Source organism: Curtobacterium sp. BNK-1, from assembly GCF_048685235.1.
GTDB classification, from domain to species: Bacteria; Pseudomonadota; Gammaproteobacteria; order Enterobacterales; family Enterobacteriaceae; genus Pantoea; species Pantoea agglomerans.
This window is the reverse complement of the sequence record NZ_JBLQTJ010000002.1, coordinates 150,947-174,683: the sequence shown is the minus strand read 5'-3', so window position 1 is coordinate 174,683 and position 23,737 is coordinate 150,947. Positions and strand designations below refer to the sequence as shown.

Annotated in this window: 16 protein-coding genes and 1 pseudogene; 5 read left to right on the top strand and 12 right to left on the bottom strand. The window is 50.1% G+C overall.

Annotated features, from left to right (window positions below; translation table 11 throughout):
- Nucleotides 1–135: 135 nt before the first annotated feature.
- Nucleotides 136–1,107, bottom strand: coding sequence for a ParB family protein (locus ACMGGP_RS19825; protein ID WP_498798760.1), 972 nt, complete (start codon nt 1,105–1,107; stop codon nt 136–138).
- Nucleotides 1,104–2,306: an AAA family ATPase gene (locus ACMGGP_RS19820; protein WP_498798759.1), complete on the bottom strand. Its 1,203-nt coding sequence runs from the start codon at nt 2,304–2,306 to the stop codon at nt 1,104–1,106. Before ACMGGP_RS19820 ends, ACMGGP_RS19825 begins: the two co-directional genes overlap by 4 nt.
- Before the next feature lie 2,027 nt (nt 2,307–4,333).
- Between ACMGGP_RS19820 and ACMGGP_RS19815 the strand changes: the two genes are divergently transcribed.
- Complete coding sequence (locus tag ACMGGP_RS19815; RefSeq protein ID WP_010256943.1) at nt 4,334–5,407, top strand: RepB family plasmid replication initiator protein; 1,074 nt, start codon at nt 4,334–4,336, stop codon at nt 5,405–5,407.
- Between the two features lie 1,366 nt (nt 5,408–6,773).
- Here ACMGGP_RS19815 and ACMGGP_RS19810 read toward each other — a convergent pair.
- The 4 genes from ACMGGP_RS19810 to ACMGGP_RS19795 form a co-directional block, all read right to left on the bottom strand.
- Complete coding sequence (locus ACMGGP_RS19810) at nt 6,774–7,961, bottom strand: diguanylate phosphodiesterase (protein WP_498798758.1); 1,188 nt, start codon at nt 7,959–7,961, stop codon at nt 6,774–6,776.
- A gap of 251 nt (nt 7,962–8,212) precedes the next feature.
- Nucleotides 8,213–8,422 (bottom strand): YdgH/BhsA/McbA-like domain containing protein, encoded by a 210-nt coding sequence (locus ACMGGP_RS19805; protein ID WP_033759908.1) that lies wholly within the window; start codon nt 8,420–8,422, stop codon nt 8,213–8,215.
- 199 nt (nt 8,423–8,621) lie between these two features.
- Nucleotides 8,622–10,406 (bottom strand): EAL domain-containing protein, encoded by a 1,785-nt coding sequence (locus ACMGGP_RS19800; protein WP_346551378.1) that lies wholly within the window; start codon nt 10,404–10,406, stop codon nt 8,622–8,624.
- A gap of 520 nt (nt 10,407–10,926) precedes the next feature.
- Nucleotides 10,927–11,151 (bottom strand): DUF3606 domain-containing protein, encoded by a 225-nt coding sequence (locus ACMGGP_RS19795; protein ID WP_033770153.1) that lies wholly within the window; start codon nt 11,149–11,151, stop codon nt 10,927–10,929.
- A 371-nt stretch (nt 11,152–11,522) separates the two neighbouring features.
- Between ACMGGP_RS19795 and ACMGGP_RS19790 the strand changes: the two genes are divergently transcribed.
- Nucleotides 11,523–11,759, top strand: a complete 237-nt coding sequence (locus ACMGGP_RS19790) for a hypothetical protein (RefSeq protein WP_250489641.1) — start codon at nt 11,523–11,525, stop codon at nt 11,757–11,759.
- Between the two features lie 175 nt (nt 11,760–11,934).
- Nucleotides 11,935–12,423 (top strand): Hsp20 family protein, encoded by a 489-nt coding sequence (locus ACMGGP_RS19785; protein ID WP_010256958.1) that lies wholly within the window; start codon nt 11,935–11,937, stop codon nt 12,421–12,423.
- A gap of 73 nt (nt 12,424–12,496) precedes the next feature.
- Here the strand turns inward: ACMGGP_RS19785 and ACMGGP_RS19780 are convergent, their stop codons facing one another.
- The 4 genes from ACMGGP_RS19780 to ACMGGP_RS19765 all read right to left on the bottom strand — a co-directional run bounded on the left by ACMGGP_RS19780 (nt 12,497) and on the right by ACMGGP_RS19765 (nt 16,653).
- Entirely contained in the window at nt 12,497–13,261 is a 765-nt protein-coding gene (locus ACMGGP_RS19780; protein WP_167423798.1) for a MerR family transcriptional regulator, read from the bottom strand.
- A 195-nt stretch (nt 13,262–13,456) separates the two neighbouring features.
- Nucleotides 13,457–13,666 carry a CsbD family protein gene (locus tag ACMGGP_RS19775; RefSeq protein ID WP_010256969.1) on the bottom strand — a complete coding sequence of 70 codons (210 nt, stop codon included), beginning with the start codon at nt 13,664–13,666 and terminating at the stop codon, nt 13,457–13,459.
- 171 nt (nt 13,667–13,837) lie between these two features.
- Complete coding sequence (locus ACMGGP_RS19770; RefSeq protein ID WP_010256973.1) at nt 13,838–15,055, bottom strand: diguanylate phosphodiesterase; 1,218 nt, start codon at nt 15,053–15,055, stop codon at nt 13,838–13,840.
- Nucleotides 15,056–16,323: 1,268 nt separating this feature from the next.
- A complete protein-coding gene (locus tag ACMGGP_RS19765) occupies nt 16,324–16,653 on the bottom strand; it encodes a hypothetical protein (RefSeq protein ID WP_010256979.1) in 330 nt (109 codons plus the stop codon).
- A gap of 642 nt (nt 16,654–17,295) precedes the next feature.
- Between ACMGGP_RS19765 and ACMGGP_RS19760 the strand changes: the two genes are divergently transcribed.
- Entirely contained in the window at nt 17,296–18,954 is a 1,659-nt protein-coding gene (locus ACMGGP_RS19760) for a methyl-accepting chemotaxis protein (protein ID WP_498798757.1), read from the top strand.
- Between the two features lie 1,622 nt (nt 18,955–20,576).
- Nucleotides 20,577–21,482: pseudogene (locus ACMGGP_RS19755) on the top strand (methyl-accepting chemotaxis protein); the annotation flags it as partial.
- A 55-nt stretch (nt 21,483–21,537) separates the two neighbouring features.
- On the opposite strand, the gene ACMGGP_RS19750 reads toward ACMGGP_RS19755, so the two are convergent.
- Together ACMGGP_RS19750 and ACMGGP_RS19745 are read right to left on the bottom strand one after the other, a co-directional pair.
- A complete protein-coding gene (locus ACMGGP_RS19750; RefSeq protein WP_498798756.1) occupies nt 21,538–22,338 on the bottom strand; it encodes an MBL fold metallo-hydrolase in 801 nt (266 codons plus the stop codon).
- Nucleotides 22,339–22,415: 77 nt separating this feature from the next.
- The gene (locus ACMGGP_RS19745) at nt 22,416–23,531 is read right to left on the bottom strand and encodes a metallophosphoesterase (RefSeq protein ID WP_033759918.1); all 1,116 of its coding nucleotides are present in this window, start codon (nt 23,529–23,531) and stop codon (nt 22,416–22,418) included.
- Nucleotides 23,532–23,737 lie beyond the last annotated feature (206 nt).

Genomic DNA, 23,737 nt, shown 5'->3' with positions numbered 1-23,737 from the left:
AAATGATGCGTAATTAACAGAAGTCGTTATCAGGCGAAGAGATAAGATGCGGATTGCACTGTCGGGAGGCCGGTGGAGGAAAGAATTAAAAAACCGGCACAGAGGCCGGTTCTGGTATCAAAAACGTAAAGAGGATTATTTTAATGTGGAGAGTATCTGTCTGATTGACGCGTCGATCTGTTCAGCAATCTCTTTTGGCAGACGGCTGAATTCATACTGCACAGTGCGCTTATCATCATTAGTTTTACGACGCGCATAGGTATTAGCTGTGGTAAAAGTAGCCAGCTTTTCCGTCACCGTCTTGCTGACGGGTGCAGGTTTTTTTAACTGACGACGGGCGCTTTTAAAGCCGTTAAGAATCGCGCTCTTCTTCTCATCCGCATTGGCGCTTAGCAGGGAATCATCAGCTTTAAGCGTTTGCTTAATATCGCTGACCAGCGCGGTGACATCAACCGCTTCCGCTTTCGCCTCTTCCCAGACATCGAGCAGTAGCTGGTAATCCTGAAGTGTCAGCTCTGATACGACCGGAAAGAGTTCAATAAATTCAGCGGGTACGGCTGCGGCCTGGAACGCACGTGAGACCTTTGCGTTTGAGATGCCTTCTGCTTTAGCAATCTCTGTTTTGCTCATGCCATTTTCGTTCATCAGCATAAAGCGCAGGCCTAATTCACGCAGGTTATGCTCTTTTGCTGTCTGAATGTCCGCAGCCAGCTGACGCGCATCACTAAGGCTCAGTTCATCAGCGGTGACCAGTACTTCCAGACTGGCACCGGAAAGAATGCATGCGGCGCGGCGGCGCGAACCATCCATGATTTCAATCCGGTCACCGTTGACACGACCAATAGCCGGAAAAAATTGCTGCAGCGTAATAGTACGGGTGATCTCCTGAAGCGATTCCGGCGTCAGCGTGCTCTGGTCACGTCCGTTGATTTTTGGGTCAACGCTGGTTCTGGTTTCAATATCATCATGCAGGATTAGCTGGCGCACAAAGGTGGCCTTCGCGCCCGACTTCAGCGTAAATGTGCGCGACTGGCTGCTGCTGTCGATCATGTTTGCGATAGCAGAATCACCAAACTTGCGCCCGATGCGCTGTATAGGTTTGCTCACAAGGTACTCCTGATATATTCAATGCGGTCAAACACAGCCCTTGAGAACTGCTCGGCTTCATATTTAGCTTTGCGCAGAGCGTCCGCACTGCCCGGATAAGAGGAGGGATTGGCACTGATCACCGTATCAAAGGATTCGCCGCAGCGTTCAAATCCATCCAGTCGCGGCAGGCTGCAGTCCAGCATCGATTTAGTAAACACTTCCCGGGCATAGCTTTGCGAAGTCAGGTGATCGTGTTTAGAGGTCATTTTGGACATAAAGCCGATATTGGCTTTAAGCCGTGGCTCAATGCCTTCGGACTCAATACGCTCCAGCATTTCAGGCAGACGCGTCAGATACTTCATGGTGGAGTGGAAATCGACCTGTGCCGGGGGCGTCGGCGTCAGCAGTACATCACTGGCCGCAATTGCATTCAGCATGAATGAATCAAGGTGAGGTCCGGTATCAAGGAAGATAAAATCGTAGTCACCCGCCAGACGATCAATCACGTTGCGGCGTAGTACTTCCGAAGGCGCAACGCCTGGCAGATGCTCAGCAACCAGCTCTTCCCAGTCGCTTGCAACAAAACCATCGTCGATAGAGGCTGGGATCACATCAACGCCGGGCATGACAGTAGGTTTAATGAATTGCTTACGAAGCTGGTCTGCATCCAGATCGTTCAGCATCGCCTGCGCTGCCGTCTCCAGAACTGAACCGACACTGTTGGTATGGCTCAGGAACATCGTGCTTGATGCCTGTGGATCCAGGTCGATAACCAGAATACGCAGGTCATTATGTAACATAGAAGGATGTGCACGCATACCGTGGGCCAGCGTGACTGTGCTCACTGTTTTTGAGACACCACCTTTAAGGCTGACAACGAATACGACAAAGGGGCCATCGTGCCGATCGCGATATTTCGGTACTTTACGATGCTGATAGATGTCGACCACATTCTGGATAGTCAGGGCATATTGTGAGGTGCTGCCGGTCTGTTTTTTCCCAAACTGATAACCTGTTGCTTCCATATCACCAATTGCGGCGACAACAGCATGCTTACTCAGCAATGGCATGTTGGCGACAGCATTCCGGGAGAAGGTCTGGTAAAAACCGGTCTGGTTAAATTCCTGACGCTGCTGCTCAATATGGTTACTCAGTCCATGTAACATGGAATTGGCACGTGTGGCCATTTCCAGCACTCCACCATAATCACGCTTCATAAGCCCCTCTGCGTTAATGTTTTTTGCATACTACACAAAAAGCACATACCTGCCAATTTTTTAGAAAAATGCCAAAAACCTGGATTTTTTCTCCGCGATGGTGAGATGCAAGCAGTATTACTTTTGTGAATCACTGGAAAGTGAATCGCTTTGCTTTTTTGTCTTACAGGCTGGTTGAGACAGAGAACTTAAAATGGCGACATTAAACGAATATTTTAAGGACTAATGATTCGGAGCGGTGCATTCCGATTCTGATGAATCATCTGCCAGTCTGCAGGTTGCTCGTTAAATTGTTTTCGTGTTTTCAATGGTGTTTTCAGCATGAAAATTCAATAAAAGTTATTATAAATCATTTAATTACGTGTGAAATGGCTTGGTGAAAAATTTCCAGGATTAATGTACTTTCACTCAACATTTATTGCTGACGTAGAGTTTTACTCAGAAGCTATTACAGTGCTTTTGAACCTGAAGGAGTAGGCATAATGGTAAAGTACGCAAGTAATCGTTACCGCTATCATTGCTAAATTAAGATCACTGCTTCCAAATCCATACCTTTTATGCCTTGTCATTATGTAGCGTTCATAATCTGCGTTGCTGCCTGTCAACATAATGTCAGGCGTTTTTCCGCATAGGGTTTTTATTGCAAGGCTTAATCCAGAAAAGATAGGGATTTAATTCCCTTCATCATTATGTGATGTCACGAATCAAAATCATGTAAGAGTTAAGACTGCCGATTTAACAGCATGAGTAGGAGTAGAGAACAGGCTTAATGCGGCAAGGCTTAGAGCAATATTAATTGGGGCAAGTCACCATAATGTAGCTATGCCGGACAGTCAGAATTAACGCTCTGCTGTGCTTGATTCAGATCCGGATACTATCTTTTCATCTTCATGTCATTCTTACATTCCTGAAATTACTTCATTCACGCTAAGCCTATTTATTAGTTTAAGTTATTATGCCGAACGCATTTTTCTTACTGTCGTTCTTCCTGTTGTTCCTTCACTGGCACCTTATTAATTTCTTCCGGGAAAGTTATTTTAAGTGCCTTTTTAGTATGTCTGACAGATTCTGAGTACTGACAAAACAAAGATATTACGTTAAGTAAGAATCTTATGGTGTTTTCATCATGAAAATAAAAAATAATCCATTATTTATCAAATAGATAGGCGATTAACATCATGGTGAGTTTTCTGTATTTTCACTGACCGATTTTCTGAGGCCTGATTTAAACTTATAACCCTAAAGATTTAATGGTTATAGGTGTATGCAACATTCCAGTCTTACCTATGCTCAGCGTTAGATCGTTTTAGCAGTAAAAGACCTTCACAGATGTGCTTCTGATAAACCGCACATTCAGAACTGAAGGTGAAAATAACTTCTGACCGGGACTCTCAGCTAATTCTTTGTTTTGTGTGTTTTATCCCCGTTATTCACAGGCCAGATCCAATTGGTCGATCCTCAATAGATCAAATTGAGATCCTTAACAGATCCCTGCAGCGTCTGAAGCCTTGTAACACAAGGCCTGGAAGGGGGTCAGTAACCACTGTAGCGAGAAGAATAACCACTATAACGAGTATAACAACCACTATAGCGAGAAAAGCAACCGCGCTGGCGAGTACTCAACAACCACTATAGCGAGTAATTGGCCTGAATCGGTGTGCATAACCCTGATTATGCGTAGATGACGGCTTCTTCCAGGGTGCTTGCGATGAAAGAGGGAGATCCAGTAAAGGGGGAGGGCGGTGGCTCGACTCTTTTTCAGTTAGTTTTCTCAGGTTATCCACTGAATAGATCCAATAACAGATCCATTTAAGATCCTTATTAAGTTCCTTAAAGATCCCAGCACCGCCTCAGGCCACGGTATGACTACGTTAAAGCCGGGTCGCTAACCACTATAACGAGTAAAACAACCACTATATCGAGAGAAATAACCACTATGGTAAGTAGATTAACCGCTGTAGTGAGTGATAGTATCCACTGTATCGAGTAACAGCGGCTCTCGCCTGTTCACATCACGGATCTTCCTAATGCCAAGAAAAGAACCAGATATCCTGAACATAGCTGATGCGTTTAGCGAAACAGATAAACGTACAGGTGAAGTTGTTACTCTTACCCCCAACAGTAACAACACCGTCCAGCCGGTAGCATTGATGCGACTCGGTTTATTTGTTCCGACGTTAAAATCCACAGCGCGCAGTCAGAAAAACCAGATGAACGCCATGGATGTGACCCAGGATCTTAAACAGTTATCCCTGGTCAGGTCAGAAGGCTATGACAACATTAAGATTCTGGGTGCCCGCCTGGATATGGATAATGATTTCAAAACCTGGGTCGGGATCATTCGTGCATTCGCTACGCATGAGTGTCTGGGAGACACGGTAACGCTCTCTTTCGTTGAATTTGCCAAACTATGCGGCATACCCTCAGTGCGTCTCTCCTCGAAGCTCAGGAGCCGTCTGGATGCTTCGCTGACGCGTATTGCCTCTAACACCCTGACTTTTACCAGCAAGGGCGGAGAGAACTACACAACGCACCTGGTGCAGTCTGCGAAATACAGCATCAAGAAGGACACGGTAACGCTGCAGGCCGATCCCAAGATCTTTGAGCTGTATCAGTTCGACAGAAAGGTTCTGCTGCAGCTTAAAGCCATCAATGAGCTGGCACGCAAAGAGTCTGCTCAGGCGCTCTACACCTTCATTGAAAGCCTTCCGCCGAAGCCTGCGCCGATATCTATGGCGCGTCTGCGCGCAAGACTTAACCTGACATCGCGTGTGATTACCCAGAATGCCACCGTCAGAAAGGCCATGGAGCAGTTAAAAGAGATCGGCTATCTCGACTACACCGAAACCCGACGTGGCTCATCAGTCTACTTCTGGGTTCATTATCGTCATCCTAAGCTGCGCCCGGCCGAACTGCCGCTCAGTAAGTCAGGCCTGATCGATGATGAGATGGATGAGTTTGACGATCTTGATATCGATTCCGACGTAATTGACGTCAGCCTGCCTGAACCGGTGATTGAAGAGGATAGCAGTGAGCTGGTGATGGTCTCGCGTGAAGAAAAAGAGCTACTGAACAAAATCAGGAAGCAGAAGAAGCAATGACACGCTTTCTGCTAGCATGCATGCTACTCCGCTTTCAATCTCTTATCGGGAACGCCGGGCTGAAAGACAATAACCACTGTAGCGAGTAACGTTACTCACTATAGTGGTTACCAGCACGACAGCAACATACGTAACGCCTGTCTGAACAGGGCTAATCGCGCTATTCATTACTCTCCATCGGCAGGACCTGAATTGAGTCCGGTGCTGTGTTTACTCTCTATAGTGGTTAGTCTCTCCCGGAAGAGCGGCCTCAAAAGCGTAATAGCCAGAATGAGACCCAATGTTCACTCGCTATAGTGGTTACTTACCTGATCACAGCACAGAAAGTACGGCCGTCATGAAGTATTCACGCAGGCTGGGCAGGGGAATCGGTGTCATTACTCTACTCGCTATAGTGGTTATCTCCTCCGTTACCGCGCTTTTTCATCTCCCTTTTGTCCATCCAGGGTGGGTAAACTACTCGCTACAGTGGTTATCAGGTTGTTTTATCGCTAAAGCGTTCAGTTAATGATCGGATATTGGCGCTGATGAATGCGATATTCTCGCTACAGTGGTTGTTAATTGGGAGCAGAAATGAGGAGCTTACTCGCTATAGTGGTTGTTATTGTCACTGGCCTATGCTCGATATAGTGGTTACCTTAAATAGAGTAAGCACTCACTATCATTTATTGCACTGTCAGTAAAAGACTTCCTGTTAAATTGCCAAATTCCCACACCTAAAAATGGTTACTCGCCACAGCCGTTAAACGGTGTGCCGTGCTTCAGATTTTTGCAGTTAAAGAGCTTAGCTGCATTCATAAAAGCACCTTTGCGAGGACCCACACAGGGCGGATTCTGCAATCAAGGGTCAAAATTCATTGTTGAGAGGGAGATCGGTTTTTTACTCGCTATAGTGGTTATGACTGAATGAAACCGTACCTGGAGTACCTGAAACAAAGGCTAATGCGCCTTCGCGCTGCAATTTAGAAGGACGGATGACGATTTACTTGCTCTGCTTACTCGCTACAGTGGTTTCCGAACCCTGAATATCGTTACTTTACTCGCTACAGTGGATAGGCGATGAAGTTCGATCCTAAAAAGGATCCGCCACTGATTTGCTTACTGGAAGAGTTAAACAGGTAACTTTACTCGCTACAGTGGTTATCAAATAGAGCTAAGCCAGAATGAGTACAGAGATTAAGGTATGGCCAGAACCATCAGGAAGGAGCTGCCGTTATCCCTGTCACAAGATCGGGTCCGATGGGGGCGCGGGGGAGGGGAGGTGTTTAGCGGGGCCGCTGCGGCTTTGATACTGCTCTGCAGGACATCGGTGAAGAAAGCGGCCTCGCGCTGACGTACCGCTTTATCACCATTGGGACAGAGAGTGTTACATCGCCTCCCGGTATTCCGGCCAGGCAACGGATTGTGCTTCATAGCGCCCTGCGGCTGCGAACAGCGTGCCCTGGAAGTTGATCACACCTGCAGCCTCCAGCCACATCCACTCTTCTGCCTGTACGATCCCTGCTGCGATGACGGTAATTTCCAGCGCGGAACAGCATTTAATAATCGCCTGAACCACCGCCTGCTTTGGCCCACTGCGATGAACATCGCGGGTGATACCGGCATCAATACGAATGCGGTCGGGCTGAATGTGAGTCAGCAAGGACAATCCCGCAGAGCCGTCACCAAAATTGTCGATCGACAGACTGATTCCGACCGCTTTTAGCGCGCGTACGGCTTCAGAGAACGCTTCCAGCTGCGAGATCACTGCGGTTTCACTTACGCCAACTACAACCTGCTCAGGAACCAGTCCCGCCTGCTGAATAGCGGCCACAATATGATCGACGGCATTGGGTATCACTACAAGCGTCATAGGCAGCAGGCTGACGTACAGTGTCATACCGTCCGGGCAGACCAGGCCAGCATGGGCAAACGTCTTTTTCACGGTTTCCAGATCGTTAACATAAAGCTGATCGCCTGAGGTGTCGTCGGCGGGAGCAGGTCGCAGAGTGGTCGCCTCAATCGCTGTGACCTGACGAGCGAGGGGATCCACCACCGGGCGAAAGCTGACGCCTTCTGTCTCCGGACGGGAGTCCGGCACATCATTGTGCTCAGAAATAAACTCCCAGTAACCCGGCGGGAGGACCTCGTAATAGTTCTCTTTCTCACGAGACTCTACAAACGTGCGCAGGAATTGCAGTGCCCGATCATCATAGGTCAGACGATATTTTGACGTCCCTTTATCCAGCACGGCCTGCAGGAGCGATGAGCGATCGTGTTCACGCAGGTCAAAGAGTGCCATGCCCGCATTACCAAAGCGGCGGTAAGGCGCATAGTCGCGCATCAGCTCCACCACATTGTGGTGCCGTCGATCTGCACAAATCCTCTGATAGACTGCCTGAATGCCTGCTTCCGGACCCTCAAGCAATTGAAAAAAATGGGTACCGTTAAATAATAAGATGCCGGTCACGTCGTGAGTCGCATTTATTTTGCTGGCGTTGTCGACCATCGCGGGCAGGGTTCTGATGGAGAAGTCATCTGAAATATGGCTGCGGTATATTATGGTAGTCAGCATGTGCAGCTCCGTTTTATAAGATTGTTGCGCACACGCTAGCATTGTTCAAAAAATGTTTCATCTCTCCTTATTCACTGTCGCACAGACTGCACCACGGCAGGTGGCAATAAGCGAAACGGCAAATTACGGGGCACGGTTCCAACAATCATAATGGGATCAGAGACGCTGAACCTGAGCAGACGAACTTATGCTTCCTGCATAATAAAAAAGGCCGCCGTAATGGCAGCCTCATCGTATTGAAGGGGTAAATGTTATTTGATCAGTTCAGCAGAGACATAAGCTCGATTATCAACGCGTGCACCGGTAATTTTATAGGATGCACCTGCATCTTTGGCCTGTGCCGCGACTTTAGCTTCAGCAGCATCCAGGGTAGACGCGGTAGCGGTAATAGTCTGGGCAAAACTACCGAATGAAATCAGAGAAAGTGCAGTAACAGCAACGAAAATTTTGATGGGGTTCATGGTCAATTCCTTAGCGTATTTCAGTCAGGGAGAGGCGTTTTGCCTCGATGGAATGAATGATAGGCGCGATCTCGCCAGACTGATATAGCTAACTTTTGCTTATATTGATCAAATATTTTGAATATGACTTATAGGGAATATCAGAGCTCGATCTGATAGCTGAAAATGCAATCTGATATCAGATTGCGCCAGCTCCAGATTAATGACACTCGCCACGCAGCTTCCAGTGCAGCCAGTAATCCAATGCTTCTTCGTTCAACGGCTTCGAATAGAAATAGCCCTGAGCCTGATCGCAGCCATACTCGGTCAGGGATGTTACTGCATCCGGACACTCAACCCCTTCTGCCACCACGGTATAGTCCAGCTCTTTAAGCATGGCGATGATGCTGCGTGCAATGATGCGTGAAGCCGTGTCAGAGGAAAGCTCACTGATCAGGGAACGATCCAGCTTAATCACATCAAGCGGCATGCGACGCAGATAACTGATATTGCTGTAGCCGGAACCGAAATCATCGAGTGAAATAGTGAATCCTCGTGCTCTGAGCATCTCCAGCCCGCGCAGGGCGGTCGGGCTTTCAAGGATACGTTCGGTTTCCAGACATTCGATTCCCAGCAGAGAGGTTGGGAGCTTAGATTTGACCATCTTACTTTCCAGCGCTGAAGCGAACCCCTCGCGCGCAAAGTCACGTACGCTGACGTTTATCGTTAGCGGCAGCTGGATGCAGTTATTCCTCAGCCGGCTAAGGCGCTCAACCGCCCGATCGATAATCCAGGCTGTCAGCACAGAGAGCAGATCGGTCTGCTCAGCCAGCGGGATAAAGGCGGCAGGTGAAAGCTCGCCCCGGCTGGGATGTTGCCAGCGGATAAGCGCTTCCAGACCCACGGGTTTACCACTTTGCAGGCAAATTTTCGGCTGATAGACCATATACAGCCCGGTGTTCTCGCGTAATGCCGTTTTAAGATCGGTCATCAGCAGGAAATCTTCTGAACGCTGCGTTTCAGCCTCAGCGTCAAAGCGCTGAGAGGGCAGTCCGCGGCCGACCGCTTCATGCAACGCACTGACCGCACGGCCTAATATTTCAGATGCTGGCATGCTGCCAGCGACAAAGTCAGCCTCACCGGTATGGGGAGTCAGCGCGACCGACAGACCTTCATCCATGTCCGCACTGATACCTTCCAGACGACCGGCTACCCACGCGGCACTGAGTCGGCTATCCGCTCGGGTCAGGATAGCAAAGCGGCCGGTGGCCACCGTATAGATCATCTCCCCAACCGCCGGCCGCAGGCGCAGCGGCAGCAGAGTGGCCATATCTTTCAGCAGGCTCTCAACCGGGCTCATTCCCATGGTGCGGGCCAGTTCATAAGCACGCGACATATCGATGCAATCAATCAGAACCAGACGGCGTGGCGTGGTATCGCCGGCAACGGCAAGATATTGCAAATCACGTATCAGGCGCTGACGGTTAGGTAGCCCGGTCACCGGATCGGTAAAACCCGCCGAGTGCCAGGCTTCAAGAAAAGACATTACCAGCGTAGAGAGCAGCGTTAAGGTCGTCACCTGGTCACTGGGAAACGCATGCGGTTCGGTGTCGGTCACACATAGTGTGCCCAGAATAATGCCATCGCGTGTTTTCAGTGGCACACCGACATAAAAGCGGATAAAGGGTGAGCCAGTGATCAGGGGATGCGTGACAAAACGCGCATCGTAATAAGTATCAGGGACGATCACCGCACTGTCGCTATCAACCACGTGACGACAAAGTGAATCCGCACGCGTTGAGCGTTGCAGTTCAAAATTGTGTGATGCCCGAACGGTCTGGAACTCATCATCCAGCACCGATATAAAGCTGCCCGGGATACCCAGGGCCTGACTGGCTAACCGGACAAACTTCCGGAGAACTTCATCGCGGCTTTCATCAGGGTCGCGCAACGCCTGTAAGGCGCGGCTGCGGCGCTCATTGTCGCCGTTTAAATTGTTTAACATGTGTGTAGAACCCCCGCACCGGCTGATTACGGAGCGAAAAAAGAAAACTGTCCGGAGCGAAATGTGATTCGGGCGGCAGGAATTATGGCGTGATTTTTTATTTTCAACTTGATAATAAGGGACTATGCAGCGGGTGTCTCTTAATATTTTCTTTAACGCATTAAAGGGGTTGTTACGATTCGAAAATTTAATCGAAGATGCGCCTGATTATTTACATTTGTACATTTTATATAGCCAGGAGAGGGTTTTTACGGTTGTTAATGTTTATTTTCCGTCAGGAGATGAATAAGCATTCAGGGTGGTTAATGTTATTTCTAAGTCAGTTTTACAATTAAACAGGTCTGCAGCCAGAGACGGATCGCTATCCGCTGGTTGCTCAGGAAGATAACCTATTAAAAATACAGGTAAAAGCCTGAAAAAATGAAGACCGGCAGATATGACCTGTCAGTGTACTCCTGACTGCTATAGGTCAATCCACCGCAAGACCGCCAGTAACGCGTCGCTTCAGACAGTAATCAATTTAACCTTTCATGCCGTGTATGAATTGTGTCGGACGACGTGGCGGCGGGTTTTGCTCCAGCCAGTCACGAACCTGTTCGGTCCGCGGCCCTCGCTCGCGGATCGCGCGTGTCAGCCTTTCCTGTGTTGTCCTCAGTTCCTGGGTCCAGTAGGTGATTTGCCACTGTTCACGAATTTCCACCTGCGACAGATCGTCGGGCGAGCGACGCTGGATAGGATTTTTCATTCATTATCCTCCTCTTTTTCAATGATGCTGCCTGAACATGACCCTCAGGCTATACCTCTATCCTGATGAAGAAAGGGCGCTTGAGGTAGCGGATTAATCCCTGAATGGCCCTTAAGGCAAATAACAGGATAATTCCTGGCAGGAGGAATAAAGCACTCTATGGAAATAGAAAAGTCTCCGTCAGGGCGAAATATGCCGCTTCGCTTATAAAAAAGCATGCATGATTTTTAAACCTGAAATTTGACATTTATTTAAAATAGTCAATTATTCTGTGGTCTTTTCGTTATGGCCGCTCTCAGGTTGCTTCGCTTTTATTGATGGCGAAGCGCTGTGCCTTTGCGGTTTAATCATGTTGAAGGAGTCTTTGTTTGGTGAATCGTCCCCCCAGGCCGCCTGTGGTCGTCCAGAGTAATGTGCGTGAACTTCGTCTTGCCGCCGGGCTCTCACAGCAGAGCGCTGCTGAGCGTTTTGACCTTAGCCTGCGCGTCTGGCAAACCAAAGAAGCCGCAGGTAACCCGACACTATTAAGTCAGGGAGAATATGAGTTGCTGTTATTACTGGCTGGCTGTCATCCCCATTTTGCTCTTGCACCTCAGAGCAAAAAGTAACGGCTGCGTTAATACCCTGAAATTTATTTCTGTGGTAACCGGCTGTCTGATAACGGTAAAAAAATTATATTTACCAACTTGAAAACTGACTACTGATCCCTATTTATAGAGATGATCGGAAATATGATACCGATCAGATGAACTTTTGGATGAACCTGTTCAGGAGATTATCACCATGTCAGTACAACAATTTTCAGTGTTCCCTTCGCTGTCTGATTCAGTCTTTTCAGACCGCTTTAACCGCATCGATAAATTGTTCAGTCAGCTTACTGGCGACAGCCCGGTAACGTCGGTTCCCGCTTACGATCTGCAACGGGTAGAGGATAATCGCTATGCGTTGACCGTCAGTGTACCTGGCTGGAAAGAGCATGAACTGGAGATCGAGTTACGAGGCGGACGGCTTTCAGTGGCCGGTCACAGAGAGAAACCGTCACAGGAAGCGTCTGGCGAGGCCCGGGAAGAGAACACCAGCTGGATCCACCGCGGCATTTCCCGACACGATTTCCAGCTGAGCTTTTCCATTCCAGAGCACATGAAGGTCACCGGAGCCAGCCTGGCGGAGGGTCTGCTTAGCATTGATCTGATCCAGGAAATACCGGAGAGCGAGAAACCGCGCCGTATCCCGATTGCGATCGGCGGTCAGCGTACTCTTGAACATCAGTAACATGAACAGGGCGGAAACGGCACAGGCTGTTTCCGCCTTTTTATTCACTGGCAGGTAAGAAGGTCAAAAGAGTTCAGGCGCTGGCTGCCATAAGGCTGATTTGCGACGGTAAGCCGGTATTCGTTCCGGTCAGCATGATCGGTTCACCCGCCTCAAGACTGGAGTGAAATGCAGCCTTCATCGATGCACTGATACCATCACCACACCACATCAGATGATGCTCAAAGCGGCGTTGCGCCACGGCGGGGATACCTGACGCATCTGCTGCAACTTCAACCCGAAAGCCCTGTCCGTTAAGCCGTATCGCTTCCATCCAGATCTCGGTTTCATCTGTGACGCTGACTGCTTCAAGAAACAGCGGTACGGTGCTGCGTCGTTGTGAGGCCAGCGCCAGGCGCTCCCACTGATTGACTACCGCTGAATGAAAGCGCTGCTGGCGCCGCGCCGCACCTTCGCTGAGGTCAGTGCGCAGCCAGAGGTTGAGCGGCCGCAGGTAGCGATTAACATAATCATCACCACAATAGTCGGTATTCATCATCTGTAGTTCGCGATCAACATCTGCGTCCGTATTATGCGCCAGCAGATGCAACATATCCTCTTCCCGACAGGCCCAGCCGCCAGGCAGCACAACGCTGGGCCAGTTAAATGCAGTATGGATATCAAAGAGCGTATGACCCCCTGAGGTCATTTCACGCACACAGAGCGCACGCGTAAGCTGATTATCTGAGTAACCAGCAGGGCCAGGCGGCGTTATTAGCCCGGCACGGCGCCAGCGGCGCAGAGTTTCAGGAAGAACACCGACGAGACCACATACGGTGTCGGTAGAGTGCTGGGGCATAATTGATATCCGAAAGGCATTGAGATCCCATGAACAGGGAAGATGACGCAGTATGCGCGTCAGGAATAAATAAAGAAACAATCATTTCCAAAATCTGCCGGTGTATCGTGTGCTGAGATGGCAGTGGGTGCGGGGGATTAAACAGGGGTACAGAGCAGATGCCGGACGCAGAGACGCCCGGCGATTAAGCACACGTTACCAGTGGTACTTGTTGGAATCTTCCCACTCTTTCACTTCTTTTTCGGCACGATCTTTCTCGTAGCCGTAGCGTTCCTGAATTTTACCGACCAGCTGATCGCGCTTCCCTTCTACAACGGTCATATCATCATCCGTAAGATCACCCCATTTTTCCTTAACTTTACCTTTGAACTGCTTCCAGTTACCGCCAATGCGATCTTCGTTCATGGTGACTCTCCCATTTCCGGTTGTTGTCCAGTGACCTGATGAATATCTGTGTTGCCTGAAGGCTGTCAGATGAATCAAGCATGGCACAGCTTTTGCCTTTTGCAGCGAAGCGGTGTGAGCCGCATCAAATTATGGGCAAAAGGGAAGGAAAGGGGATTATCACGGCGGGGTCTATTCCGGGCGTCGTGCTGGCCAGCTTACTGCAGGCAGGGCATTGAGGGCTGGACGGGCAAACAGAAAGCCCTGGTAATAGCGTACCCCGGCACCTTCCAGCCAGAGCCACTCTTCAATTTTTTCAACCCCTTCCGCAATAACCGTAATTTCCAGCGCCTGACAGCATTTAATGATGGCCATCACTATCGCCTGACGCGGGCCACTGCGGTGGATATCGGTGATCAGCTTGCGATCGATTTTAACTTTGTCGGGCTGGAAATCGGCTAACAGCGACAGGCCGGCGAAACCGGCGCCAAAATCGTCGAGCGCCAGGCTGATCCCGGCCGCTTTCAGCTGCTGGACAGCAAACTGGAATGCGTCGAAGCGCGAGATGATCTCATCTTCGGTCACCTCAACCACCACCTGCTCTGGTCGCAATCCCTGCTGCCTGATCTGCTGGATAAGATGTTCAACAGCGTCGTCAATGACCACCAGCGACATGGGCAGCAGGTTGACGGAGAGCGTTTGCTCGCGCAACCCCAGATGTCTGGCCAGCTGGAAAGCGTAGGTTTTAGAGTGCAGATCGCCCTGATAACGCTCGCTTTCTGGCAACTGTGAAAAGTAATCAGCGGGTGATGCGCCGTGCTGACCACGTATCAAGGCTTCACAGGAGACAATCCGGCGATTCGCTGTATCCACGATAGGCTGTAGCGCAAATTCACAACGCTGACCCGGTGCCGGTTGCCAGGCTGGCTGAGATTCGGAGGTGACGGGTGTTGTCAGCGTCCACTGACTGGCAGGATCAATTTTGATAAACGTCTCTTTATCCCGCCCCTCGACGAAAGAACGCAGGAACTTCACCACCCGGTCATCTCTGATCCGTTCATCACTCAGGGTGACCCGCTTAAGCAGGGCATCCACTACGGTGTGTTTCTGATAATCACGTAAATCAAATAAGGCCATACCGGCATGACCGAAGCGACGCGCAGGGGCGTAATCCCGCATCAGCTCAATCAGGTTAAAATGCCGCTCATCCTGACTGATACGCTGGAAAACCGTGTGAACGTTGTCGACGCTACCCTCCAGCACCTGAAAAAAGTGCTGTCCGTCATAGAGCAGTATCCCGGTGACTTCAGCCTCAGCATTTTTGATACTGGCGCGCTCCACCAGCGCTTTCAATCTCTCTGGCGAGACAGAACCCGCAAGCTGGCTACGGTAAATAAGGGTGGAGAGCATAATCAGACTCACGTGGCAGAAAGTTACTGATTAAACATATCACAGAAATATTGCTGGTTAAGGGCACAACTACGACCATTATGCCGTTATATTTGCAGCATTAATTTAATCGTAGATTCAGGTAGTACTAAAGGATTCGACAATCAGGACATCAGATCGCAGTGCGGCAATAACCGGGCATAGAAATGAAGGGAAAAGAAAAACCCCCATAAAATCGGGGGCGAACAGCAGATATAGCGCATTATTATAACGTTACAGCATCCCTGGTGAGGCGCTGGTCAATCTGATATTGCCAGATTATTACGCACTTTTTATTCTCCTTACCACGTCATTCTGGCGAGGCTTTTAAGCGGGTAAAAAATCCGTTTATTTGCTATTTCGGAAAATTGTTTTGAGATTCAATCCACTGTTTCAGGCTTCAGGCGATGTCAGCACAACCAATGAATTATCAGGTTACAAATCAACCACTTTTCCAGACACTCCCTTAACGTCATCAGCACAGTAGTCAGCAACGCATGAACGTTGTCGGTCTGCAGAGACAATCAGATGTTGATATCTGCCTTATCTGAAAAAAGTGCCCCCTGTAAAAGGGGGCAAGGGTAGGAGTCAGATCGCTCTGTAAAAGAAGTGGATTTCATTACAGAGCCATTCAAAGATAGGGCAAAAACGATGTTTATGCCGCTACGGTTAACTCTTTTTTTAATTAGATATCAAACAATTAAAAAGCTAACAATATTCAATGGCTATTTAAATCAATACCTTAATCAGATATGAAAACGATTTCTAAGATTAGGATTAAAGTCCTGTTTCGGCTGCTGCTTCTGCTATAAATGGCCACAATTAAGCCATTGCTTAGCGATCTGAGACTGGTAAACAGAGCAGACTTGACCCTTAAAGCGAATAATTGTACTGTTTATATATACAGCATATTATCGATTGAGAGCCGGTGTGGGGTAGAGATGTCACAGGATGATGAGGTCTGGTCAGCATTCAGAGAAGCGATGAGGCGGGATGATACCGGTCAGTGCACAGTGAGTACCCGGGATTTTGTGGCTGAACTGGAACAACGCAAATCACCTCACACGCTTCGGGCCGCGAATACCTGGATCGAGATGCATATCACGACTTTCAGTGATATCTCAATTGAGCCTGGAGAATGTCGACTGTTCCGTGTGCCTGCGGCGCGTGATTAAAACGTGCCGCAGCGCAGACAGGATAAGAAAGGGTTTCAGCCTGACTGCTGTAACAGATACAGGCTGAAGCAGGCATCAGAGCCTGGATGTGTTCCGACGCATGTCAGACCGATCCTGGAATTTAGGATTCGCGGGGAAGCTCTTCTCGCACGCCATGCGCGCCAGATTCAATGCGACTTTGCGTTTTTTAAGCTTTAACTTCGGCAACCACTCTTTGAACTGTGCCGTTAGCGACGCTGCCTGCTGCTCGTTGGTGACACGACAGATAAATAGCTTGCTCTTGGTCTGACGACTGACATCAATGGCATAGATCTCTACACCTGCGCTGCACACTTCATATTCAACATCCGTAAACTGCATGTGTGGCCAAAGACCGGTTCTGGTTTCAAATGTGGCTAAATCCATGACGACTACCTTTTTTTATTTTAAGCGTTATTGCTACCCAACAGACTAAAGCCTGGTCGGGCCAGTGAGCATAGACCAGATTCAGCATTCCGCCAGCGATTTCACTGATTTAATCTGGCCCTGACACAAAAGGCTAAAATCTCCCACCGTCGCCTGTTATCTGACAGGTAGCCAGTCATCCTCTTATCAGAAAATCTGATGACAGACTGTCATGCTGGTTTTTCACCCCTTCAGCTCTTCAGCTTTACAAGCCCTGCCTTTGCTGCGTCTGCGACGGTATCCCACGAATTTAAATCGCCTTCTCCTTAACAATTATCGTCAGCATCGCTGTTGAATTAGCGGGCTAATTATCAGATCCAAATGAATGGCTGCTTCCGCTTCATTGTGACCATCCGGCAGTGGAAATCTTCTGACAGGAGATGTGGCAAATTTATCTCAGATGATGAGATGTAAAAAGGTGTGTCAAAATAAAAATGAATAAATGGCAGAGTAGTGTTCTGGCTAGTTCACTCTGTACCATTCGCAAGGAAAAATAAAAAAATATATTCGCCATGCTTAATTAAAGCCCTGCAGACAAGAGCCGATAAGAACGATCCAACTTTGAATTATGTCCAGATTATTCTTTTTTTGCCGGGGGCAAGTATGACTATTACACAACGTCTGGTATTGATTTTCTCACTGCTTGCAATGTCACTGATTGCGCTGGTGATTATCTCTTTATCAGTAATTTCGGGCTTTCAATCCCGCTTTGAATATGTACAGATGAACGCAATACCCAGCATTCGCGATCTCAATAAATCGATCAGCGTGACCAATCAGTTGGGGATTGCGCTTTATCGCCACCACAGCACCAGCGATGCGACAAAATTCCCTGCTGCGGAAGAGCGCATTGAGAATCTGCTTTCGCAGATTAAGTCGCTTAATGATTACTACATGGCTAACGACATCTCGAACGATGAAGACAAAGCGATGACGGAACAGGCCTATAAAAATCTGGATGCGGTCCGCAGCGCATTGCCGGCATTTCTTGCCGCGTCACGCGCCCATAATGATGCGGTCACGCTGCCGTTATTGCAGAGTGAGGGCGGTATTGGTGCCGCATCCCGTAAGATGGAAGCGGATTTCACTCGTCAGATTCAGCTGAATATCGATATTGGCGAACAGCTCAGGGCGGAGAACAAGCGCGTTTATAGCCAGACCCTGTGGGCGATGTCTGGCGGATCGCTGCTGCTTATTCTGATACTGGCCGGTTTCTCCACTAAGGTGATTCTCGGCATCAAAAAGAGCCTCTCAGGCATGGTCAATACCATGACGCAGGTGAGTCATACCCTCGACCTGACTCATACCGCGGAGGTCCGCAGTAAGGATGAGATCGGCAAAACGGCGATGGCATTTAATCAGCTACTGGCGCGCGTCTCCGGCACGCTGCTCTCCGTCAGCCACGCCGCGCAATCGGTGAGTACCGGATCAACGCAGATAGCGGCGGGCAACGAAGATCTCTCTGCACGCACGGAAGAACAGGCGGCTTCACTGGAGCAAACCTCAGCCAGCATGGCGACACTGAGCGAAACGGTGCGACAGAACTCAGAGGGTGCGCAACAGGCCAGCAGCCTGGCAAATAACGCGAATCACATGTCAATCCAGAATGGGACGGCGGTGAAGCAGATGCTCAGTACCATGGATGAAATCCGCGCCAGCTCTGCCAAAATCTCTGAAATTACCGGACTGATTGAAGGCATCGCGTTTCAGACCAATATTCTGGCGCTGAATGCGGCAGTCGAGGCAGCGCGTGCAGGCGAGCATGGTCGCGGCTTCGCCGTTGTTGCCTCTGAAGTGCGCAATCTGGCGCAGCGCTCCTCTTCTGCCGCCCGTGAAATTAAGGATCTTATCTCAACATCGGTTTCACAGGTCGAGCACGGTTTAGAGCAGGCCAGCGGCGTTGGATCTAACAGTGAAAATGTCCGTCAGGCGATTCAGCAGGTGGCCGATCTGGTCAATGAGATTGCGGCGGCTACCTCTGAGCAGAGTAAAGGCATTGAACAGGTTCATCAGGCCATTGGCCAGATGGATGAAGTGACGCAACAGAACGCCTCGCTGGTGGAAGAGGCCTCATCCGCCTCTAAGTCGCTGCAGGAGCAGGCAGAAACGCTGTCGGGGCTGGTGGCGACCTTTAAGCTGGAAAGCGATAACCGTGCAGTACAGTCGCAGCAGACCGCTGCAGTACGGCGTCCGGTATTACACACAAAGCAGCCTGAGCACCAGACCATCGACCTGACTAAGGCGAACTGGGAAAGTTTTTAATAGTTGAGCAGTAACTTAAGGGCCTCCACAATGTGGGGGCTTTTTTTATCTTAAATCAAAATAAATAAAGCGGCTTTTCCTGAAATAAATATAATATGAAATCGATTTCATTTTAAAATCGCAAATAACTCTTTAGGGTTATAAGGTTTAAATTGGAATTTGCCGGGCGTAGATATTTGTTTTGATAGTCTGGTGATAATGAGTCAGATACAGGCAGGATGTCAGTTATCGGCTATTCATGATGTAACTTGAATTTATTTATCTTCAAAACAATAACGCTGAAGTCAGGCTCGTTGCTTAATGCTTTTTGCCAGGTGTTTTTATTTCAATTTTATGATTTGTAAGGTATTTTTTTAAGTTTGGCTTAGGCGGATATTGAAGTAAATATTGTCATTTTATTCACTGTAAAATAACGCAGCGCAATCTATACTCCCTTCCGTGTTATATGTACTTCTGATTTTTTTACGAAACTCCTTTCTTCATAGCGACATTGTGCTGCATGAGGCATCTCTGGCTATGTCAAAGAAACGGTAAAAATAATATTACGAAAGCTATTTCGTGCGCTACACACCTGCACGTCTCACACATCAGAGCGGAAAAGAATGAAAAAAATACTCGACCGGATTAATTTGCCAGCGAAATTCCTGTTACTCGGATCCTTTGCGCTGGTGCTGTTTATTTTACCCACCTTTCTGTTTATTCAGACGGGCAACCAGCTTATTGATACAAAGAATGTGGAACTGACCGGTATACCGGTCGAAAGAAAGGTGCTCAAGTTGCTGAACCTGCTGCAGCGGCACCGTGCGGAAAGCGCGATCGCTATCTCGCTGAACAAGCCAGATAACGCGCCACGTATGGCGTTGGTCAGTGAGGTTAATCGCTTATCTCAGACGATTGCTGACGAATTACGTCAGAATAATGAGCAGGCGCAGCCGCTGAAGCGGCTGGAGCGGGTTAATCAGGAGTGGAGCCAGCTGCAGAACGATATTAACGCGGGCAAACTGACCCTGGCAACCAGCCTGACGCGACATGCTCAGCTGATTCAGGTGCTACTCGATACGAACCAGGATGTACTTGATTTTTATCAGCTATCGCTGGATGCCGATCTGAATACCTACCAGCTGATTGTCAGTATCTTTAGTCGCCTGCCGCAACTGACTGAAACGCTGGGACAGATTCGTGCTAGCGGCACGTCGCTGATTGCGGGTGGGAATGTGTCGGATGCCGATCGCAGCCGCATGGCATTTCAGCTTGATTATGGCAAAACGGCGCTGAGACAGTTTAGCGGCAACATGGATAAAGTATTTTCCATTGAGCCAGATCTTAAAACCACCTTTGGCAATCTGGCACAGGATGCGAACCAGCAGGCGCTGAGTGCGCTGAATCTGGCTGATAGTGTCTTTGTCAGCGGTCACGCCAGCGTGACGCCGGTTGACTATGTACGGATCTTTACCCAGGCGATTAACCGTTACGGCGAGCTGGGTGAACAAACCAGCCATCGTCTGGAAGGAATGATGCAGACGCAGATCCAGGAACGCCGCTATGCGCAATATCTGTTACTGGCAGGTCTGTTTGCCGTCGCGCTGCTGGCCATTCTGCTGGCCGTGATGATCACCCGTTCTGTTACCCGGCCGGTTAAAGAAGCGGTCGAAGTTGCCAGCCGCGTCGCGGCGGGCGATCTGACGGCACAGCTGAACGTTTCCGGCAGCAATGAGATGGCTGAGCTTCTGAATGCACTGATGCGGATGCAGCAGCGCCTTGCTCAACTGGTGTCGGATATCAAAGGTAACGCGGCCACCATCGCCAACTCCTCAGAAGAGATTGCCCGTGGCAATGGCGATCTGTCGTCACGCACCGAGCAACAGGCGGCTTCACTGGCTGAAACGGCTGCCAGCATGGAGCAGCTGGCGGCAATCATTCAGCAGAACGCGGATAACACGCGCTTTGCCTCCGCCCGTGCGGAATCTGCCACGCAGGCTGCACTCTCCAGTGGTGCAGCAATGGATTCGGTGATGGAGACCATGCACAAAATTCGTGGCAGCTCAGGTAAAATTGAAGAGATTACCTCGGTGATCGATAGTATCGCCTTCCAGACCAACATTCTGGCACTGAATGCGGCCGTGGAAGCGGCACGCGCCGGTGAGCAGGGTAAAGGTTTTGCGGTTGTTGCATCGGAAGTGCGGGCACTGGCACAACGTTCAGCCAGTGCAGCTAAAGAGATCAAGGGTCTGATTGAGCAGTCAGTCGGCCACGCGCAGGAAGGGATCGCCATGGCGCAGAACGCAGGCGATAAGGTGAAACAGAGCGTCAGCGCCATTGAACAGACCTCTCAGCTGATGCGCGACATCACTTCTTCATCCGAAGAGCAGAGCAGTGGTATCTCGCAGGTCAATATTGCGGTGAACCAGATGGATCAGGTGACGCAGCAGAACGCCGTGCTGGTTGAAGAGTCGGCCTCCTCAGCTGATGAGCTCGCCGCGCGCGCAGGGCAGTTACGTACGATGGTTGCGGTGTTCCAGACCGCATAATGGTGTTAAACAGCCGCCTGTGGGTGGCTGTTCTCTTCTCAGCGTTTATTCCGCGCTACGCCTGATGATCCTGCAGACAGGCCAGATACTTCTCGCCCGACCGCATCACCTTCTCTTTTGCCTGCTGATGGATATCCTGCCCTTCAAACGCGCCATACAGTTGCCCGAATGTCACGCCGGAGAGCCTATGCAGTATGTCGCCTACCGTAGCGGCTGACAGCGGAAGCATATTCGGGTAGCTCCACATAAACGACACGCCATGCGCACCCGGCGTGACCTGGATAATATCACCCGCCAGAATCATCCCTTCTCCTTCGTCCCAGTGCAGCACGCTGCCGCCGGGAAAATGACCGCCCAGCTGTAACAGCGTCACAGAGGGCATCAGCGTCAGCGACTCGCCCTGCCATAACTGGATATGTGGACTCTTCCGCACAATCCATTGACGATCGCGGGCGTGCAGATGAATGGGCGCATTAAACGCTTCAGCCCACTCCTGCATGGTGGTGTAGTAGTGCGGATGTGAAATGGCGATAGCATCAATGCCGCCCAGCGCCGCGATCAGCGTATAGGTGGCATCATCAAGGTTGGCAATGCAGTCCCACAGCACGTTGCCGTGCGGCGTGCGCAGCAGAAAAGCGCGCTGGTTGATGGCAAACTCAGGCACGGTTTTAAGACTTAACAGCGCATCGCTGTGAGCCGTCCACTTATTGGCGTGGCTGGCGCGCAGTTCATCAAACGCGATCCAGCGCTGACCGGCGGCCGGAACGTACTGGCGTTCATCATCACAGATTTTACAGTGCTGATGAGTGGAATGAGCGGGATAAGCCGTTCCGCAGGCGGTACATAACATCGTCATGGTGATCTCCTTTGTCTCACTCAATCTTATGCACACCTGCGAAAACCGCACTTTCCTGAGGCTATTTCTTCACGCAACTACGGCTGGCGGCGAAGGGTAATCCGGGTGAGTTCTGAGGGACGACCCAGCCTCACCGCCATGCCTGGCCAGAGTGCCGTGCCGTTATTCACATAGAGCTGCATTCCGCCGACCTGATAAAGCCCGGAAACAAACCCGGCGTTGGGTTTAGCAAACAGCCTGTCCAGCCCGATAATCAGGCCGCCATGTGTATGTCCTGAGAGCTGCACATCCACGCCCTGCGCTGCGTTCTGGCGTGCATTGCGTGGCTGGTGATCCAGCAGGATTACCGGCGCGTTTTCAGGTGCCTGTTCCAGCGCGCGGGCCAGATCCGGGCCGACCGCGTTTCTGCCGGGTGCGGAGGCGTCCGGCAGGCCGGCAATCACCAGCTTTGCGGTTCCGCGCTGGATCACGGTATGGCTGTTGAGCAGAGGTTGCAGACCCAGTGAGGCCAGATGCGCCGTCCAGATTGCCTGATGGAAGAAATATTCATGGTTGCCGGTGATAGCCCATACGCCGTCAGGCGCTGCGAGCCCGCGCAGCGGCGCAACGTCCTGCCGCCGATGCGCCAGGTTGCCATCGATCACATCGCCCGTGACCACAATCAGATCGGCTTTGAGAGACATTGCCCGTTCAACCATTGCGGCGGTCCAGGCCGCATTAAACAACCGGGTGATATGCAGGTCGGTCAGCTGCAGCAGCTGATAGCCATCGAATTCAGCGGGCAGGTTGGGCAGCGCAAGAGTCACCTCTTTGACCGGCGGCACGCGTATCGCCTGCTGAACGCCAAAGGCAGCCAGTCCCATCGCCAGCACAACGGCCAGATAGCGAACACCGGGAACCAGCTCCAGCGGATGACGCAACAGCAGGGCAATCAGCATAACCGCATCCATCAGCATCTGAAGCAGCGCCAGCAGCAGCACGGTGCTGTACGCCCAGTTAAACAGAATGATGATGATGCGGGGCATTTCAGCGGAGAAGATCCCGCCCGAGGTAAAACGGCTCACCAGAAGATATTGTGACGCCAGCAGCACCAGAGCGGAGAGCAGGATCTTTACAACAAGTGGCAGGGACAAAGGAATAATGACGCGCGCAATTACATACCAGCTGGGTAAGCTGAAAATCAGGTGAAACATGGCATTTTTCCGGTAGGGCGCTGAACATCTGCGCAGGCAAAAAAGAGTCGATCGTTTATAGAGCCGTTTTCAGGACTGTAGTGTATATGATGTTACCGTCAGGCTTGCTTCACGTCGGGTGCTTTACAGGCGGTAAAGCAGGCAGAGAGGATCGATAAAACTTCAGAGTGAAACAAGGTAAACAGCGTGACCGGAGCACCGGCCAC